Annotated in this window: 17 protein-coding genes; 6 read left to right on the forward strand and 11 right to left on the reverse strand. The window is 48.6% G+C overall.

What is annotated here, in order from left to right:
* Window positions 1–28: 28 nt before the first annotated feature.
* From ACXX53_RS12120 to ACXX53_RS12130, 3 genes are all read right to left on the reverse strand, one after another.
* Window positions 29–841 (reverse strand): carbohydrate ABC transporter permease, encoded by an 813-nt coding sequence (locus ACXX53_RS12120; RefSeq protein ID WP_458568911.1) that lies wholly within the window; start codon window positions 839–841, stop codon window positions 29–31.
* A 4-nt stretch (window positions 842–845) separates the two neighbouring features.
* A complete protein-coding gene (locus tag ACXX53_RS12125) occupies window positions 846–1,787 on the reverse strand; it encodes a carbohydrate ABC transporter permease (RefSeq protein ID WP_458568912.1) in 942 nt (313 codons plus the stop codon).
* Between the two features lie 638 nt (window positions 1,788–2,425).
* On the reverse strand, window positions 2,426–2,557 hold the full coding sequence (locus ACXX53_RS12130) for a hypothetical protein (RefSeq protein ID WP_458568913.1): 132 nt from the start codon (window positions 2,555–2,557) through the stop codon (window positions 2,426–2,428).
* A gap of 327 nt (window positions 2,558–2,884) precedes the next feature.
* On the opposite strand from ACXX53_RS12130, the gene ACXX53_RS12135 reads away from it, so the two are divergent.
* From ACXX53_RS12135 to ACXX53_RS12145, 3 genes are read left to right on the forward strand one after another with little or no spacing between them, the layout of a single operon-like run.
* Complete coding sequence (locus ACXX53_RS12135) at window positions 2,885–3,130, forward strand: FeoA family protein (RefSeq protein ID WP_458568914.1); 246 nt, start codon at window positions 2,885–2,887, stop codon at window positions 3,128–3,130.
* Window positions 3,131–3,134: 4 nt separating this feature from the next.
* Window positions 3,135–3,866, forward strand: a complete 732-nt coding sequence (locus tag ACXX53_RS12140) for a FeoB small GTPase domain-containing protein (RefSeq protein ID WP_458568915.1) — start codon at window positions 3,135–3,137, stop codon at window positions 3,864–3,866.
* Window positions 3,844–5,256 carry a nucleoside recognition domain-containing protein gene (locus ACXX53_RS12145; RefSeq protein WP_458568916.1) on the forward strand — a complete coding sequence of 471 codons (1,413 nt, stop codon included), beginning with the start codon at window positions 3,844–3,846 and terminating at the stop codon, window positions 5,254–5,256. The genes ACXX53_RS12140 and ACXX53_RS12145 overlap by 23 nt, the downstream gene beginning before the upstream one ends.
* An 81-nt stretch (window positions 5,257–5,337) precedes the next feature.
* Here the strand turns inward: ACXX53_RS12145 and ACXX53_RS12150 are convergent, their stop codons facing one another.
* Window positions 5,338–6,123, reverse strand: coding sequence for a helix-turn-helix domain-containing protein (locus ACXX53_RS12150; RefSeq protein ID WP_458568917.1), 786 nt, complete (start codon window positions 6,121–6,123; stop codon window positions 5,338–5,340).
* Between the two features lie 48 nt (window positions 6,124–6,171).
* The gene (gene pdxR / locus ACXX53_RS12155) at window positions 6,172–7,647 is read right to left on the reverse strand and encodes a MocR-like pyridoxine biosynthesis transcription factor PdxR (RefSeq protein ID WP_458568918.1); all 1,476 of its coding nucleotides are present in this window, start codon (window positions 7,645–7,647) and stop codon (window positions 6,172–6,174) included.
* Window positions 7,648–7,807: 160 nt separating this feature from the next.
* Here pdxR and ACXX53_RS12160 point away from each other — a divergent pair, with 160 nt between their 5' ends.
* Both ACXX53_RS12160 and ACXX53_RS12165 read left to right on the forward strand, forming a co-directional pair.
* Window positions 7,808–8,437, forward strand: a complete 630-nt coding sequence (locus ACXX53_RS12160; RefSeq protein WP_458568919.1) for a pyridoxamine 5'-phosphate oxidase family protein — start codon at window positions 7,808–7,810, stop codon at window positions 8,435–8,437.
* Between the two features lie 136 nt (window positions 8,438–8,573).
* Entirely contained in the window at window positions 8,574–9,869 is a 1,296-nt protein-coding gene (locus tag ACXX53_RS12165) for an aminotransferase class I/II-fold pyridoxal phosphate-dependent enzyme (protein WP_458569056.1), read from the forward strand.
* Window positions 9,870–9,971: 102 nt separating this feature from the next.
* Here the strand turns inward: ACXX53_RS12165 and ACXX53_RS12170 are convergent, their stop codons facing one another.
* The 3 genes from ACXX53_RS12170 to ACXX53_RS12180 form a co-directional block, all read right to left on the reverse strand.
* The gene (locus ACXX53_RS12170) at window positions 9,972–10,784 is read right to left on the reverse strand and encodes a pyruvate, water dikinase regulatory protein (protein WP_458568920.1); all 813 of its coding nucleotides are present in this window, start codon (window positions 10,782–10,784) and stop codon (window positions 9,972–9,974) included.
* Between the two features lie 20 nt (window positions 10,785–10,804).
* Entirely contained in the window at window positions 10,805–11,431 is a 627-nt protein-coding gene (locus tag ACXX53_RS12175; RefSeq protein WP_458569057.1) for a helix-turn-helix transcriptional regulator, read from the reverse strand.
* A gap of 66 nt (window positions 11,432–11,497) precedes the next feature.
* A complete protein-coding gene (locus tag ACXX53_RS12180) occupies window positions 11,498–11,998 on the reverse strand; it encodes a hypothetical protein (protein ID WP_458568921.1) in 501 nt (166 codons plus the stop codon).
* A gap of 301 nt (window positions 11,999–12,299) precedes the next feature.
* On the opposite strand from ACXX53_RS12180, the gene glpX reads away from it, so the two are divergent.
* The gene (gene glpX, locus ACXX53_RS12185; RefSeq protein ID WP_458568922.1) at window positions 12,300–13,289 is read left to right on the forward strand and encodes a class II fructose-bisphosphatase; all 990 of its coding nucleotides are present in this window, start codon (window positions 12,300–12,302) and stop codon (window positions 13,287–13,289) included.
* An 81-nt stretch (window positions 13,290–13,370) separates the two neighbouring features.
* Here the strand turns inward: glpX and ACXX53_RS12190 are convergent, their stop codons facing one another.
* From ACXX53_RS12190 to ACXX53_RS12200, 3 genes are all read right to left on the reverse strand, one after another.
* Window positions 13,371–14,648: an ABC transporter permease gene (locus ACXX53_RS12190; RefSeq protein WP_458568923.1), complete on the reverse strand. Its 1,278-nt coding sequence runs from the start codon at window positions 14,646–14,648 to the stop codon at window positions 13,371–13,373.
* A complete protein-coding gene (locus ACXX53_RS12195) occupies window positions 14,636–15,427 on the reverse strand; it encodes an ABC transporter ATP-binding protein (RefSeq protein WP_458568924.1) in 792 nt (263 codons plus the stop codon). Before ACXX53_RS12195 ends, ACXX53_RS12190 begins: the two co-directional genes overlap by 13 nt.
* A gap of 114 nt (window positions 15,428–15,541) precedes the next feature.
* The gene (locus tag ACXX53_RS12200) at window positions 15,542–16,996 is read right to left on the reverse strand and encodes an ABC transporter substrate-binding protein (RefSeq protein WP_458568925.1); all 1,455 of its coding nucleotides are present in this window, start codon (window positions 16,994–16,996) and stop codon (window positions 15,542–15,544) included.
* Window positions 16,997–17,052 lie beyond the last annotated feature (56 nt).

Genomic DNA, 17,052 nt, shown 5'->3' on the forward strand with positions numbered 1-17,052 from the left:
TGAACAGCCTCCTTCTCCCTTTTCGTCATTAGCCTTTCAAGCCTGTCGTTGCAACCCCTTGAACCAGATGACGCTGGAAGATCAGGAATACGATAATGATCGGCAGCGTGAGCAGCACAACCCCTGTCATCGTCAGGTTAGGCCATTCGAAATAGCGGTTCTTCAATGTATTTAAGCCGACCGTTAACACATACCACCGGCTGTCGTTGACTAACGTAACAGGCCATACGAACGAGTTCCAAGTCCCTGTGAAGCTGAAAATAATTTGAGTTGCGATCGCTCCTCTAGATAGCGGAAGGATAATGCGGAAGAAGGTCCCGATCTTGGTCAATCCGTCCACTTCTGCAGCCTCCTCCAATTCCTTCGGAATACTCATCATAAATTGCCGCATGAGGAAGACCAGGAAGCCTTGGAACATGAATGGAATAATTAGACCTTGATAGCTGTTCAGCCATCCTAATTTAACAATCATCGAGTAAATCGGAATAATGGTTACCTGGTAAGGGACCATCATCATCCCAATAATAATGAAGAAGATTAGTTTGCGTCCCGGATAATTCAATCTAGACAGCGAATAGGCGGCCGTCGTATTGATGACTAGATTCCCGATCAGAATCCCTAGCGTAACGATGATAGAATTCATGTACCATATCATCATATCCGAGTTTATGAATACGTCCTTGTAATTCTCGAACGTCAATTTCGAAATTCCGACCCAATGGCCAATATCGCTCTTGCTTAATAAAGAGGTGTAGATGGCATACCCGAACGGGATGATAAATACGATGGAACAAAGTGATAACAGGACATATCGAATGAATGTCTTTGCTCGATTATTCATGGGATCAGATGTCCTCCTTAACAAAGCGTTTTTGAATAACGGTAAACAGAATGATCAGCGCAAAAATGATAAATGCAGCGGCGCTTCCGTATCCGGCACGATTAAAGCTAAACGCCTGGCTGTAGAAGTAAATAACGATGGTGCTCGTTGCCCCTGCAGGACTTCCAAGCGAACCATTCCGAGCAAGTGCATACGGCTGGTCGAAGATCTGCATCGCAAAGATTAACCCGGATGTCAACACGAGGAAGGTAGTTGGTTTTAGCATTGGAATCGTGATGTAACGCAGGCGCTGCCACGCATTCGTACCATCTACCATGCCGGCTTCATAGATGTCGTTAGGAATATTCTGCAATCCCCCCAGATAGACCACCACATAGAAACCGACATATGTCCAAACCGTCAGTATAATTAAGAATGGCAAGGCATACTTAGTACTGGCGTACCAGGATACGTCATCCATCCCGAATAAGGTGAAGAACTTCGTAGCAATACCATCCTGCTGCATGAACAAATACATGAATACAGTTGTTACGGCAACGGTAGAGGTAATGTAAGGCAGATAGTACAAGGTGCGGAACACTGTCTTCATGCGAGTAATTTTGTTCAGACCCACCGCGATGAGCAATGCGATGATAGTCTGCAGCGGTACAGCAACCGCTGTCAGAATAACAGAGTTCTTTAATGCTCCCCAGAAGTCGGGATCCTTCAGCATCTCGGTATAGTTCTGCAGCCCAATAAATTTAGCAGCGTCCGGATTCAGGAAGCTGATATCCTGGAAGCTGTATATAAAGGATTGCAATAATGGATAGTAAAACCAAATCCCCATAAATATGAGGATGGGCGCTACAAACAAATAACCTACAAACTTAGATGAAGATGCTAACCTCATCCAGATCTGAGATAATGAATGGCCCCTTTTCAAATTTGTTTCTCTGCCATGCTCCATATCTGTATCCTCCTTCAAGTTCCCTGCCACAGGAATTCATCATTTGAATCCAATCAGGTAACTACATCATACGGGGTGGCTATATCGACGAAAACAGAGGATATTTACATGAAGCCGAGGATTTTTACTTCGTCTTGTATCGATTGGAAATTAATTGTCAGAAACAAAAGGGGCTGTCCTAAAAGTCATTTTTCTCATGACTTTTGGGACAACCCTTCTTTGTTTCTACACCAATGAGTATGACCCGCGCTTGAACGGACACAGGGGCCGCTATTTCATGATTTCGGGGTATTTTTTGAAGGCTTGCGGACACAGATGACGCTATTTGCTTCAAAACTAGCACTAGACGGCTTATTCAGGTCAAATAACGGCTCTACGGTCCGCTAGTATGGCGAATTAGTGGTGTTTGCTGCAAATAGCGGCTCGTGTGTCCGCTCCCGGCTCTTGTAGATAGCTATCGAATTTATGTTGAGACGTCAAAAACCTGCATCTCAGGCGCTACAACCGCATTAGTGAGCCGAAAAATAAGGGGCTTTCCCAGGTAGAAAAAATCTACTTTTGGGACAGCCCCTTCTTTCATTCACATATATTTGGTTTCTAAATATTGAATCAGCTTGAGAATATCGTTAAGAAGTTCGTTAGGATAGATCAGAAGCGTTTCGTTGAGCATGCCAGGATTGAACGCGGCGGTGATGATTAATGACGATCACAGAACAGATTCCTGTAATTACAAACAACCCTGTCGTCACGAGAGAGAATACTACACTCATTATGATTGCTCCTTTCAAACGGTGTTTCCGAATTGATAATCATTATCAGTTATTATAACCGATAATCGTTCTCATGAGAAGTGAAAAAAATCATAGAGTTGAGATTTTTTTCACATAGTTGGACTAGACCTAAAGTGTTGCACAAGAGAAAGATTTTGTTGTATGTGAAAAAACGTTGGTGTATACTAAAATCACCGCAGCAAATAAGAACCATTTTCATTTACATGACTATACTGTATCAATCTTTTATCTCAGTAAGGTATTTGTACCTTGAAAGTTGCACTCGGCAAACTTTATGTCCTATACGAAAATTAGGAGGTCACTTTTATGACTTCAACTATTACGACTTTATATGAAGCAGGAACAGGCAGCATCTTGCGTATCACTCGAATCGAGGTTCAGGGCGTCATGCGCAGACGATTATTAGATCTCGGGTTTGTACCTGGCAATACCCTTGAAGTACTGCAGAAAAGCCCTTTGGGAGACCCGATTGCATTTCGAGTCAACAATACGACCATTGCTCTGCGCAGTGAAGAAAGTTCATTAATATGGGGAGAACGGTTAGGAGGGTAATCTGATGGCATCCTATACAATTGCTTTGGCAGGTAATCCGAACACAGGCAAGAGCACCTTATTTAACACGCTGACTGGACTGCGTCAGCATACCGGAAACTGGGCGGGAAAGACCGTCATTCGCGCGGAAGGCATCTATACATTTGAAAATGTGGAATATAAACTTGTCGACCTGCCCGGTACGTATTCCTTGTACTCGAATTCCGCTGATGAAGAGACTGCGCGGGATTATATCATATTTGAACAACCGGACGTTACCATTGTCGTGCTTGACGCTACATCCCTTGAACGCAACCTCAATCTGGCTCTGCAGGTGCTAGAGATGACCAATCGCGTCGTCGTATGCATTAACCTGATGGATGAAGCGAAGCGTCTTGGTATCCATATTAATTTAAAAACGATCGAGCAGAAGCTTGGGGTACCGACAATAGCTATCTCAGCGCGCAACAAATCGGGCATTCAAGAATTAATGAAGCAGGTGCTGAGGGTTGCGTCAGGTGAGATCATACCTAATCCGATTCATATCTCTTATAACGAGGATATTGAACACAAATTGCGCGAGCTTGAACCGTTAATCAAGCAGATGCTCGGTGATCGGCTGCCCGCTCGTTGGGTGGCACTGCGATTGTTGGATGGCGATGAAAGTCTGCTAGCTTCTCTAAAGCAATGGCTGAATCGCGAAGATCATCCACAGACGAAGGAGGTGCTGGCTTATGGACAAACGGCTTGCCACTGATGCCGCTAATTCCAGTTCACTTGACGCGCTGTTGGATCGAGCTCGCGGCATGTCAACCGGAGACAGCGTTCGAGACAGCATCGTAAGCAATATTTATAAGACTACTAGCGAAATATGCAGTGAGGCTGTGCAGTATAAGGATAAGACTAAGCTTTCTAGCACTTATAAACTTGATCGCATATTAACATCGAAGATATGGGGCTTTCCGATTATGCTGGCGATGCTGGCCGTTGTCTTCTGGATCACGATCGCTGGAGCAAACGTCCCTTCTGCTATGCTTGCTGATATGTTCGCCTTCATTGAAGGCTATATTACAGCATTCTTTCAGGCAGTTCATGCTCCGGAATGGCTGTATGGCATCTTGGTTCTAGGTCTATACCGCGGTTCAGCTTGGGTCATCAGCGTTATGCTGCCGCCTATGGCTATCTTCTTCCCTACATTTGCGCTATTGGAGAACTTCGGTTACTTGCCGCGCGTTGCCTTCAATATGGACCGTATGTTTAAACGAGCTGGCGGACATGGCAAGCAAGCGCTCACGATGTCGATGGGCTTCGGCTGCAATGCCGCCGCGATCATGTCCACTCGGATCATTGAATCTCCGCGCGAACGAATGCTGGCGATCATTACGAATAACTTTGTTCCGTGCAATGGACGCTGGCCTACGTTAATCTTGCTGTCATCCCTCTTCCTGACTGTGAGTACAACGAGCGGACTTCAGACATTTGCTACTGCCGCTGTCGTCATGGGAATGGTGCTGTTAGGCATCGTGGTTACGTTAACTGTTTCATGGGTACTGTCCAAAACTGCACTGCGCGGCGTACCGACACATTACACGTTGGAGCTTCCTCCATATCGCCGCCCGCAAATATGGAAGACGATCCTATTATCATCTCGCGATAAGTCGTGGAACGTATTAAAGCGCGCTGTCATTGTTGCCGCTCCAGCAGGGATTATTACTTGGATCCTCGGCAATACCTTCGTGGGCGGTGACAGTATCCTTAACCATATGGCAGCCTTCTTTGATCCGTTTGGTCAGCTCCTTGGATTGGATGGCTTCATTATCATGGCATTCCTGCTCGGTCTTCCAGCTAATGAGATCGTACTGCCTATTCTGTTGATGGGCTACTTATCCTCTGGCGCTATGGTTGATGCTGATGGCATCGACAACATTAAACAAATCTTTCTGGACCATGGCTGGACGTGGCTGACGGCGTTAAATATGATGCTGTTTTCCTTGCTCCACTATCCTTGCGGCACGACACTGTTCAATATCTACAAGGAGACCAAGAGCAAGAAGTGGACGTTGTTATCTGCTCTTATTCCACTTGGCATCGCTATTGCAGTTACCTTTACAACCGCTCAGCTTGCACGCGCATTGGGCTGGGTCTAACACGATCTTATTCGATTCATTACGAAAAAGAGGCTCTCCTTCAAGTAGACATCTACTACGAAGGCAGCCTCTTTTGTCATGTTATCGAATCTCAGATGGACTTCGGCCCGTATACTGCTTAAACTGGCGGCTGAAAAAGAAAATATCGCGATAGCCGAGCGCATCCGCCACTTCCGTAACGTTCATCCCCTCATGATGCAGCAGATGCTCCGCGCGTTCGATGCGTGAACGTATAATATACGTTTGCACAGACATGCCGATCATCTCTTTGAACTTAACAGAGAAGTAGCGCGGCGATAGCTGTGCGCGAGCTGCTAAGTCTTCGATCCGATGCGGCTTGCCGGGATTCTGACGAATATAATTCGCAATTTCATATATCGATGCGCCAAGCTGATGGCTGGCGTTCTGTTCATCCGGCACTTCTCGATCCACGCGCAGCAAATAGATCATTAATTGCTTCAACACCAGCTGAATCTCCGTCTCATAAGCATACGGCTTCTTTAAGTACAAACGTACAAATCTAGCCAACATATGCTCGAAGTCGACGGTCTCTATCAATTTGCGGTATGGCGCTGGAATATCCGTCAATGACTCTTGTACTTCAAAATGAATATACGTTAAAGTTAACGGCTTCTGAGGATTGTGAGTTGCGCTTGTATGGTCGCCTGCACGAAACAGGAAGCAGCTCCCTTTGCTTACTTCGTAAGGCATATCATTCAGAATGACTTCCCCTTCTCCACTCCACACGTAAAATAAATCAAAATTGGGTAGAGGCTTCTCTCGCTTCTGCCACTTCCAATTCGGTTCGCACGTAATCTTCGCTATGGCTGGCTTCCATACGAACGAAGTCGGCGCTGCATGTAACACGGTGATGCCCCCTTTAAATAATCCATCATGAAGGGTATATCCATATCCCTATATGTATGTAGCTGATATCGTATCCCAAGCATTGCGCATTCGCAAGCAAGCTTCCCGCCACCTATTCTCATCAACATGTGCAATGCCAAATATAGCGCTCTGAGAGACGTTTACTTCATCTATATAAGTATCCCCATCTCTCAACAACACGCCTAAGCGCGCAACCTCTTGCGACCATAGCACATACTGTTCTGGGGCCTGCCGCCAACGGGCATACAAATGGAAACCAATATCATCAGCATACCAATTAAACAAATGACCTGCATATTCCTGCAAGATATTGCAAAATTCTTGCGCTTTTCGGCGAATTTCTCGATTGACCCTTCGCAGATGCCGTTCATATTCCCCGCTCTGCATCAGCAGCGCGAGCGCGGATTGCTCAATTCGAGGCATCGCATGCTGCCCGTTAACGGCTAATACAGCTTGAACTAAGCTGACTAGCCGTTCTGGCAGCAGCATATATCCGATGCGCAGATTCGGGCTCATGGTGCGCGAGAATGAGCCGATGTAGATGACGCGGCCGCTTCTGTCGGCGGCCTGCAGCGGCTCGAAGCGCTTGCCGCCAAAGCCGAAATCGCTGTCGAAGTCGTCCTCGACGACGAAGGCTTCGCGATTCTTGGCCCAGGCAAGCAGCGCCGCGCGCGCGGAGGCGCCCATCGTGCGCCCCGTCGGGAATTGGCGGTTCGGCGTGACGATCGCCAAACGTGCGGAGGTGTGCAGCAGCGCCTCCTGCAGCGCTGCCTCCTCATCCGCCGCGAACAGCTCCGGAACGCCGCCCGCAGCCAGCACCGCGGCGCGGATGCCGACGTAGCCCGGCGTCTCCAGCAGCACGCGGTCGCCCTCGTCCACGAACAACGAAGCGAGCAGCATTAAAGCATGCTGCGAGCCATTCGTGACGATGATGCGCTCGGGCGACGCGTGCACGCCGCGCCAGCGCATCAGATGGGCGGCGATCGCCTGCTGCAGCGACGGCATAGGCGCTCCGCTCCTCGCGCCGGCACAGCTCCAGCTGCGCACCGCGGCACGCAGGCACCTCCGCCACGCTTCGTGCGGGAACAACGAGTGCACGTGCTCCACTGGACGTAGGTCGATTGGATCGACCTCGTCCTTGACGTGCACAACCGCTTCCCGCTCCTTCAGCTTGCGCGCCGCGTCTATCGCCGCCTGTCCCCGCTTCGATATCGCCGGCAGCGCGCCCTCCGCTGAGGCGCCTTGCTGAATGAACTTGGCGGATACCTTCGTATATCCGCCGGGCACGGACTCCACGTAGCCCTCCGCGATCAGACTCTCGTACGCGATGATGACCGTGCCGCGCGACAGCCCCAATATCTTCGCTGTCTCACGAGTCGAAGGCAGTCTGTCGCCATGCGTCAGCAAGCCTTCAGAGATACGCTGCCGTAGAGCGCGGTACAAGGCTTCGCCTTTGCCTAGTCCTTGTGCGATTCCGGCATAGTACGTTCCCCATCCGTCCATGGTGAAGCCTCCTCTATTTATTTTCGGACCACACAACCTATATAGATACATCCCTACAATAACTCCAACTGGTACATTCATAATATAACGAATTGGATCTTTCAAACAATCCAATTGATTTGTAAGATGGGGAACAACTCAATAAAGAGGGGGAACATGTATGCGCCGATCCGAATTTGAGATTCACGATCAGGAGCTTATTACAGCCTTTTTACAGGAACAAGCCTATGGTGTACTAGGAACTCACGGTACTGATGGATATCCGCGGTTAACACCGATCCTATTTGCCTATTTGCCAGAGGAACAAGCTGTTTATTTTCATAGCAGCCGCAAGGGAGAGAAAGTAGAGCTGCTAGCTGCATGCCCGCTTGCTTCGTTCAGTGTTTCTGAGATGCACGCGATGATCCCGTCTTATTTTACGGATCCTGTCTATGCTTGTCCGGCTACTACATTTTTTCGATCGGTTCATATCCGCGGGCAGATGAGCATCGTGAACGACCCTGATGAGAAGACGCGCTTCTTCACCGCGTTTATGGAAAAGCTGCAGCCAGAAGGCGGATATGAGCCCTTCGATTGGTCGCTTGAAGGCTATGCTAAGCAGGATGCCGCCATTCTCGTATACAAGCTAAGCATCTCGGACATAACCGCCAAGTTCAAGTTCGGCCAGAACGCAGGAAGCAGCAAGCGTGAACAGATCATAGAAGGGTTGCGGAATCGCCAGGCAGATAGTGATATGGAGACCCTTGAATGGATGGAACAGCTCTGTCCCCACCGCAAATCCCAATCCTGAATTCATTATCGTTATTTACCAGCAGTATTAAGCTGCATCCCCCACCACTTCTTTCCAAATGCCGATGACTACATTTCGCCATGATGTTATAATAAGGAACAAGTTATTCAAGAATGAGACTGGAAGGATGGAAGAGATGAACCCAATCGCGCAGCAGTTGAACGAAACGATTCGTCAAGAGAATGAACAGGTGTATGGCATGCTATCCCGTTTAGGGCAGCTCATATACTTCCCGAAGGAAGGTATTCTGAGCCAGTCCGCTGAGGCATCAAGCAAAGCCAAGAAATATAATGCCACAATCGGTATCGCTACAGAAGGCAATGTGCCAATGCATTTGAAGGTCATTCAGGACCAACTTTCCGCTTTTAATCCCAAGGACATTTATCCATATGCACCGCCGGCAGGCAAGCCTGAGCTGCGCAAGCTATGGCGTGAAAAGATGATAAAAGAGAATCCCGCTCTCGAAGGCAAGCTCATCAGCAATCCGATTGTGACCAATGCGCTCACGCACGGGCTCAGCATCGTAGCTGATCTATTCGCTGATCAAGGCGACCCTGTTATTATGCCGGATAAGAACTGGGAGAACTATGAGCTGACGTTCAATATTCGCCGTGGAGCTGAGATGGTTTACTATCCGCTCTATAACGAAGCAAACACCTTCAACAGTGAAGGGCTGCGCGAATCGCTGCTCGCTAACAAGGATAAGGGCAAAGCGATTGTCGTATTGAACTTCCCGAACAACCCAACAGGCTATACGCCGGGACGTGAGGAAGGCAAGGCGATCGTCAATGCTATTGTGGAAGCTGCGGAAGCTGGAATGAAGATCGTTGTCGTAACGGATGACGCCTATTTCGGTCTCTTCTTTGAGGATTCCATGCATGAATCCTTATTTGGTACCCTTGCATCCATCCACCCTAACGTGTTGGCAGTGAAGGTAGACGGCGCGACGAAAGAAGAATATGTATGGGGCTTCCGTGTAGGCTTCATCACTTACGGGGCATCCTCCGCAGAGCTGCTTGCAGCGCTCGAACAGAAGACTATGGGAATTATTCGTTCAGTCATTTCCAGCGGACCGCATCCGTCTCAAACCTTCGTTATGCACGCACTTCAGTCTCCTGAATTCGAAGCGCAGAAGCAAGAGAAATTCACGATTATGAAGGGCCGCGCGAATCGCGTGAAAGAGCTGCTGGACAGCGTAAAATATGATAACGTGTGGACGTATTATCCATTTAACTCCGGATACTTTATGTGCTTGAAGTTGAACACCGTCGATGCGGAGACGCTTCGCAATCATCTGCTGAATCAATATGGAATCGGCACGATCGCTTTAGGAGAAACCGACCTGCGAGTTGCCTTCTCTTGCATCGAGGAAGAGCATCTGGAAGACCTGTTCAACCTGATCTATCAAGGCGTGCTCGATCTGCAGGGATAACATTATTTTTATGTAAAATGAACACCCTATCCATAACAGAAGCCGAGCAGGATTCGGATATACTCCGAAGTCCTGCTCGGCTTCTCTATATGTCTTCTGCTCTTATAGCTTGGATAATATAATCCCTGCCGTCTCTTCAATGGCTTTGTCTGTCACGTCAATAACCTGACAGCCAAGCTGCTCCGCCAGCGCATGAGCATATTCCAGCTCTTCTTCGATACGTTCCAGCGTCGCATACATTACTTCAGCCGGCAGCCCCATCGCTTTCAAGCGCTCCGTGCGAATCTTCAGCAGATGATCCGCCTTCATCGTCAGAATGAACACACGGTTGCCAGCCACATCTTGCAGCTGCTGCGGAGGCTTTACTTCTGGAACGAGCGGAATGTTCGCCGTCTTATAACCCTTATGACCTAAGAATATGCTAAGCGGTGTTTTCGAGGTGCGCGACAATCCGAGCAAGACGATATCTGCTTGCATCAGTGATGTCGTATCATGACCGTCATCGCAGCGAACCGTGAATTCGACCGCTTCGATCCGCTTAAAATACTCCTCATCCAACTGATGCATCATCCCGACCTTGCGGTTTGGCGAATCATTAAACGTATCGATGAAGGCTTGCATCATCGGTCCCATAATATCCACCGCGCGAACGCCTAAGCGGATCGCCTCTTCTCTCATCATCTCGCGCAGCTCCGGCTGAACTAGCGTATAAACGACGAATCCGCCATCACGACTAACTCCTTCCATGATGGTGCGAATCTCATCTTCATTCTTAATATGACTCAAGCGGCGAATATTCACTTCATGGCCGTCAAATTGTCTCATAGTAGCGCGGGCTACACGTTCTGCTGTTTCTCCCACCGAATCCGAGCAGATCGTGATGGTGTGCGGTGAATGCTGCTTCAAAGAATCCATTCCGACTCTCCCTCCGTCCTTTATCCTTTGGCGATTCGAAGCAGCACCTTCGTCATCGTCGTTTTCGTAATACGGCCAACCACTTCCCACTTGTCCAACTGCTTTTGAGCACGGTGCGGAATAACTACTGGCAATGTTTCGATCTGATGCTCATCTAGCTTTCTCGCTGCATCAAGCACCGTGTCCTCAGGCTGCACAGTAATCAGAGGTGTCCGAGTCATGACGAAGCTAATAGGCATAGAAGCAGCCATCGGATTACCTAGCGTCACTTTCAGCAGGTCCTTTCGTGATACGACTCCAAGCAGCATGCTGTCCTCATCGGCTACGGTTAAGCTGCCTACATTTTCAAGAAATAAGGCTACGACCGCATCATTAATAGTAGATGTCTCACGTACAATGACCGGCATCGACATGACATCTTTAACGCGCAGCTCCAACGGAAGCGGACCCTCCGATCGAGACTGCTTGCCCGGAAAATAACCAACCTTCGGTTTAGCATCCAGATACCCGAGCATGACTAACAGGGATAAGTCTGATCGAATGGTCGGCCGACTTACCCCCAGATGTTCGGCAATCTGTTCACCTGTTATCGGTGCATGATGCTGTACGAATTGAATAATGTCTAATTGACGCGATGTCAGCTGTATAACAGATCACTCCCTACAACGGATCGAGAATACACTCTAACACCAGTTTATCGAAATAAACTCCGATCACGCAAGTGCCGAGGTCTCACGTTCGACCCGATAATGGCAATATTTATATTCCTCACCGAGAACCTGCTTCGCTACCAGCTTCGTCAACTGCTGAAGATCGTCTACTTCAACCATTGAATTAGAAGGAAGAACAACCACAGGAATGCGGTATGCGCCCTGCGTACGGCAGCGCAGCCAAGCTCTGAATAAAGCTTCTAATTGCATGTCATATACCGCTGAAAACAGCTCTTCATCACGCTTCGCGCTTTCTGAGCTCAACTGTTCTGATGAAGTATCCAACAGCTGCGGCAATGGTGTATCCAGCAATCTGACAGCGAGCGGGGTTTTCGTTGCTTCCAGGAGCAGCTGTTCAAGATCGCTCTCCATCATCGGACGCAGCTTGCGGAGTGCGCGTTGAAGCGCCTTGTCTCCCGAAGCCATCACGATCTCCTGCACGATTGGCAGTCTGGTTGATGTTACAAACATATGCTCTGTCGAAACAATGGTAATTGGTTTCATGGGGCAGCCCTCCGATAGTTCATACTTGATTAATAATGCCTCACATCAGCAGCAAACCAATAGATATCCTTATTTCATCATATATATGACGTTCTATATGTGAATTAAGAACAAAAAGCTTGTGCAGATGCGGATAATTAGATCGTCCTTCTTCTTGCTGTATGAGAAATATTCGTAATATTTCGGGCTTAGCCCCCTCTTGCTTTCATATATTTTATATCATATTATTATTTATGATACAACATTGAAACGGCATATATCATATTAATGTCACAATATAAGGACGCGATGGGAGGACAACATGGAGAGACAACTAACTTTGGAACTAGCCCGAATAACCGAGGCCGCTGCGCTTGCAGCATCACATTGGGTAGGACGCGGAATGAAGAATGAAGCCGATGATGCAGCGACCACCGTTATGCGTCATGAATTTCAATACATTCCCGTTCAAGGAACCGTCGTTATTGGTGAAGGAGAAATGGACGAAGCACCGATGCTCTATCTCGGCGAGAAGCTTGGCTCAGGAGAAGGTCCCCCTGTTGATATTGCGGTTGACCCTGTGGAAGGAACTGAGCTTGTTGCGAACGGCTTGAACGGCGCGATGGCTGTCGTCGCTATAGCTCCTGCAGGACAACTGCTGCATGCTCCCGATATGTACATGCAGAAGCTCGCCGTCGGTCCTGCACTCAAAGGGATTGTTGATCTGGATGATCCTCTATCCATTACAGTGCGGAAAGCAGCTGAGCGGCTAGGCAAGCGGGTAACCGACTTAACAGTGGCTATACTGGATCGCGAACGTCACCAACAGGAGATTCAGGAGCTTCGCGAAGCTGGAGTTCGCCTTAAGCTGCTCGGAGCTGGAGATGTTGCAGCAGCTATCGCAACCGCGTTTCCCGAATCAGGCATTGATCTGTATGTGGGTTCAGGCGGAGCGCCTGAAGGCGTTCTTGCTGCAGCCGCACTGAGATGCCTAGGCGGTGATATTCAAGGCCGACTTATGCCAGGCGACGATAATGAACTGCAGCGCTGTTATGCGATGGGGATGAAAGATCCTTTGTGCCGACTGACGACCGTCGATATGGTTGGAGATAAGGATGTCTTGTTTGCCGCAACCGGCATTACACCTGGAGATGTGATTCAAGGCGTCCGCATGCTGCCTGGCGGCAGAGCAGAAACACACTCCATCGTCCTGCGGGCGAAGACAGGAACCGTTCGTTTCGTACAGACATCTCACCTACTCCCGCGCAAATCATCGTTGGCGCACCAATTAACTGATCCGCATGCCTCATAATAAACATGATGTCTATACATCTAAACAGCCCAAGCAGAATGGATTCCTACCACTCCCGCTTGGGCTGTTCGTTGTTAGTTTCTAATCGTCGTTCGACTCATTCCGATATCGCTTCCCGTTGCCTCTCATTCGGAACAAGCCAATGACCAGCACAATCCCGAATAGAATTAGCAGCTTGTATTCGATTGATGTCGATCCGAATGCAATCGGAACGAATAATATGACTGCCGTTGCGGTCTGCAGCTCTGTGCCAAGCTGCAGTGCAGCTCGATGCTTAGAGCCAGAGGGAATCGGATATAGATGCCGCCAGACGTCGTGACGATGAAGTTGGAACAGCGCATTGCACTGTGCCCCGATCGCGACGAGAAATAGCAGTAAGACTAGACTGTTCCATTCCGTATCTCTTGTCCACCACAGCAGGACAACTCCGATTACGGTAAGTCTGATTAACATTCCGAGCAATTCACTTCGTATCAAGGTCTTCATTAGCAAATAGCGATAAGCATGCTCCTGTCGGAAAGCAAAGCGATCCCCTAGCTTGTTGAGCCAAGGACGCGCGAAGCGGCGCTCATCTGTCGCAGGCAAATCAACGAAGCCGCTCATAAACGTATGGATCCGGCTTACATGTGTTCGCTCTGCATCAATATGCGCCTCCCATGCGAAGCTCAGCTTAGGTACGAATCGGCACGCCATAATATATACGATACCTGCCGCGCCTGTGATAAGGCCCGCCATAGATGCCGATAGCCAGAGCCAAGCGCCTACAGCGCCAAACGCCCATAGATAGCGCGCCAGACGGAAGATCATATGCCAGCGCTTATCCGGAATATGACGCTCGGTCCAAGCGCCGTACGCTGCGACTGCCTTCACTAGTGAGAGAAACAGCATTGTGATGAGAAAATCCTTAGCAGAATCAGCTGCACGATAGTATAGCGGCCATAGCACGCACCACGCAGCTAGCAGCAAGATAACCCGCGGGATGAAGCTTGATACTATCGCACGCTTAAAGTAGGGCTGCAGCCTATGTTCGATGCGCAATAAGAAGGCTACATCCGCCGGAACCAGATAAGTGCGATACGTCATATAAGCCGCGAGCGGCGACAACACGATCCACGACAGCTCTTGCACTGGGAATCCTGGAGGGATGCGATCAACGAATGATGCGTATAAAGCCGTACCCGCCACGAAGCCGAACACAAGCAGTGTTCCGAGACCGCTAGAGATCACATACTTCATGTAAGGCAAAATATCCATCCAAAATGCGCGCACTCGGCTCGCCCAGAGCAGCTCAGGCTGAATCCAGTCGCTGACATTCGGACGCTCACGTTGACCTTGCTGAGACGGGCTCAATCGCGCCATGCCAAGCCCTCGCCTTCATCATCGTCATTGCCGCCGACCCAAGCATAGAACAGATCCTCAAGCCTAGCCTCAGGCTGTACCTGCCCTCCTTGCGCAAGCAGCTGCTCTCGCAATTCAGCGGCAGTTCCCGCAGCCAGCACCCGCCCCTGATGCAGCAGGATGAAGCGGTCACAATACCCTTCAATCGTTGACAAGATATGCGAGCTTACGAGCAGAGCAGCCCCCTCTTCCTTCAAATGCTGCATAAACTGCAGAAGCGATCGAATACCGAGCGGGTCCAATCCTAGAAAAGGTTCATCAATTATGTATAACGGCGGTCTGACAGCAAAAGCGCTCATCAGCATGACCTTTTGCTTCATCCCTTTCGACAAATGCTGAGCGGCCTTGTCCAGATGCGGCTTCATATGAAACATGGAAGCTAGACGCTCTAAGCGGGCATCCATCTCTTCTCTTGGTACTCCGTATGCTGTAGCGGACCAGATCATATGTTCACGTACAGTCAAGGCTTCATAAAGGAGCGGCGACTCCGGTACATATGCCATAGCAGCTCGATAGCTCTCTGAGTCTTGCGCCAATGTCGCTCCCTTTATGTTAACCTTGCCTCCCTGCGGCTCCATTAGGCCCAAAATATGCTTCATGGTCGTGCTCTTGCCTGCACCGTTCAAGCCAATCAGACCGACCATCTCACCCGGTTCAACGGTAAACGAGACGTCATGCAGCACGGGACGACCGATGCTGTAGCCGCCGGTCAAATGTTCTACTTCCAGCAATGGCTTCATAGCCTTTCACCTCTCTTATCTACCCTTGATTATAACGAATTCAGCATCAAGATGCGAACAAGCGCAAGAAAGAAGACCTCTCTCAGGGAGAAAGGCCTTCATAGCTTGTACTCATTATCCTGCAGGTGTTACGGTAACAGAATCGCCGCCTCCACCAGCTGCTCCAGCATTCTCAGCCTGCTTAGCTCCAGCTTTCTTCGCTTCCACCAGCTTTACTTGAAGATCCTGTTGCAGCGCTGGCAGCACCTCGTCAGCAGATTTACCTGCTACCATATCATCGATAGCTTTCACAACAATCGTATTCATGGTTTGAAAAAATTCATATGAGATATTCTGCTCAGCAAACACCGTATACATGTCCGTTGTATTGAGCTTCGGTCTTAACATCGTTGCAGCTTCGGCACTTCTTCCAGCTATTTCTTTGGTATAGGCTATTCGTGTCGGTAAATCACCGCTTGTAATCTTAGATGATGCTTTGGCCATTTTAGGACCGTTAATAAATTTGATCAGTTCCCAAGCAGTCCGTTTGTTAGTCGCTTCCGCATTAATAGCAAGCACCGTGTAAGAACTTACATATACTGACTCGTTGGGTGAGTTTGGATCTACAGGCATCGTTACCATCTGCCAATCAAATGCCTTCATCTCCGGATTCCAGCGAGACATGTTTTCCAGCTGCTGCGCCATCCACAAGCTCTCCATAGCCATAGCTGCTTTGCCGCTCATAAATGCAGAATCCATTGGTGAATAGCCGAACTCGTTGTTCTGGTCACGCTTTACAACTTGAATAGCATTATTATTAACCGCATTGACAATCGTGTTGAACATTTCGCGCCATGCTGGTGAATCAATCAGCACCTTTTCGCCACGCGCATCTACCAGCTGTAGATTGGAAGTTCTTGCCATATCAAACAGGATATCAGCTGAAGTTCGGTATTGATTTGCAAGTCCGTATATTTGATCTTCGCCAGATCCGATCTTACCGAAGCGAGCACCGAGCTCCAATACCTCTTTCCAGCTCATCTGATTGCGCGGCACTTCAATACCGTGCTCTTTGAACAAGTCGGCATTATAGAACATGACCTGAGTATAATATTTAGGTGCTAGACCATAGAGTCCGCCATTCCCCTGTTCTCGAATAAGATCGATCAGCCCTGGCAATATATCGTCCAGATTATACTTTTCTTGTTGAATGATAGGGTCTAGATCGTACAGCTTGCCTGCATCAACTAGCTTTTTCATGCTTTGAAGATCCGTCATGATCACATCCGGCTTCTCTTTATCGATGAAGTCAAGCATTCTCTTTTCTGGATCAACAGGTTCCTTCTCATCTGGATTGTTTTGATACAAAGAATTCGTGCTGACAACTTCAATTTCGATGTCCGGATATTCTATTGAAAAGAAGGCCCCATATTCCCGATAGAATTGTTCTTCATCGTAATACATAACCCGCAGCTTACCTGAACCATCCTTCGCCAGTTCCTCTATTACCGGCTTCTCTTTCATACATCCACTCAGCATCACCATAACCAGGAAAATCGTTAACAATCTGTACCATTTGTGCTTATGCAAAACTTACTTCCCCCTCTCTCACGTTTCAACATTTTCTACAATTTCCAATGATAGAG

Source organism: Paenibacillus marinisediminis, from assembly GCF_054343325.1.

Excerpts from the sequence above, each read along its gene's own strand:
- ACXX53_RS12195 (WP_458568924.1), bottom strand. The coding sequence starts at position 15,427 with ATGAAGCCATTGCTGGAAGTAGAACATTTGACCGGCGGCTACAGCATC.
- ACXX53_RS12120 (WP_458568911.1), bottom strand. The coding sequence starts at position 841 with ATGAATAATCGAGCAAAGACATTCATTCGATATGTCCTGTTATCACTT.
- ACXX53_RS12170 (WP_458568920.1), bottom strand. The coding sequence starts at position 10,784 with ATGGATTCTTTGAAGCAGCATTCACCGCACACCATCACGATCTGCTCG.
- ACXX53_RS12140 (WP_458568915.1), top strand. The coding sequence starts at position 3,135 with ATGGCATCCTATACAATTGCTTTGGCAGGTAATCCGAACACAGGCAAG.
- glpX (WP_458568922.1), top strand. The coding sequence starts at position 12,300 with ATGGAGAGACAACTAACTTTGGAACTAGCCCGAATAACCGAGGCCGCT.
- ACXX53_RS12180 (WP_458568921.1), bottom strand. The coding sequence starts at position 11,998 with ATGAAACCAATTACCATTGTTTCGACAGAGCATATGTTTGTAACATCA.
- ACXX53_RS12160 (WP_458568919.1), top strand. The coding sequence starts at position 7,808 with ATGCGCCGATCCGAATTTGAGATTCACGATCAGGAGCTTATTACAGCC.
- ACXX53_RS12165 (WP_458569056.1), top strand. The coding sequence starts at position 8,574 with ATGAACCCAATCGCGCAGCAGTTGAACGAAACGATTCGTCAAGAGAAT.
- ACXX53_RS12135 (WP_458568914.1), top strand. The coding sequence starts at position 2,885 with ATGACTTCAACTATTACGACTTTATATGAAGCAGGAACAGGCAGCATC.
- ACXX53_RS12130 (WP_458568913.1), bottom strand. The coding sequence starts at position 2,557 with ATGAGTGTAGTATTCTCTCTCGTGACGACAGGGTTGTTTGTAATTACA.
- ACXX53_RS12190 (WP_458568923.1), bottom strand. The coding sequence starts at position 14,648 with ATGGCGCGATTGAGCCCGTCTCAGCAAGGTCAACGTGAGCGTCCGAAT.
- ACXX53_RS12145 (WP_458568916.1), top strand. The coding sequence starts at position 3,844 with ATGGACAAACGGCTTGCCACTGATGCCGCTAATTCCAGTTCACTTGAC.
- ACXX53_RS12125 (WP_458568912.1), bottom strand. The coding sequence starts at position 1,787 with ATGGAGCATGGCAGAGAAACAAATTTGAAAAGGGGCCATTCATTATCT.
- pdxR (WP_458568918.1), bottom strand. The coding sequence starts at position 7,647 with ATGGACGGATGGGGAACGTACTATGCCGGAATCGCACAAGGACTAGGC.